Below are 266 nucleotides of genomic sequence, written 5' to 3' on the forward strand. Positions count from 1 at the left end.
CTTCGTTTATTAGTTTCATGAGTGCAAAGTTAGTGGCAAATATTTTAGTGTTTGAGGCTAAGTCGAATAGAGTATTGGTTTGCATAGGCTCTGGGCGCAGTAGCATTAGTTCGTTTTGCTGGTACTGCTTTGCATCACCATAAGCTGTGAGTTTTATTAGCTCGCCATTTTTAACAACCGCCAGCACCGCACCAGGAAACCCCGCTTTAATATCACGCTCAATCAGTTCATCAACGTCAGTAAAATCAACTGGCTTGTTAGGCGTT

Annotated in this window: 1 protein-coding gene; it reads right to left on the reverse strand. The window is 42.5% G+C overall.

The features are described from left to right. Nucleotides 1-266, reverse strand: a 266-nt coding sequence (locus R2R70_RS20710; protein WP_410979007.1) for a serine hydrolase, incomplete at both ends; no start/stop codon positions are given.

The sequence above is a fragment of the Cobetia sp. SIMBA_158 genome, assembly GCF_046566945.1.
In the GTDB taxonomy this organism is placed as follows: domain Bacteria; phylum Pseudomonadota; class Gammaproteobacteria; order Pseudomonadales; family Halomonadaceae; genus Cobetia; species Cobetia amphilecti.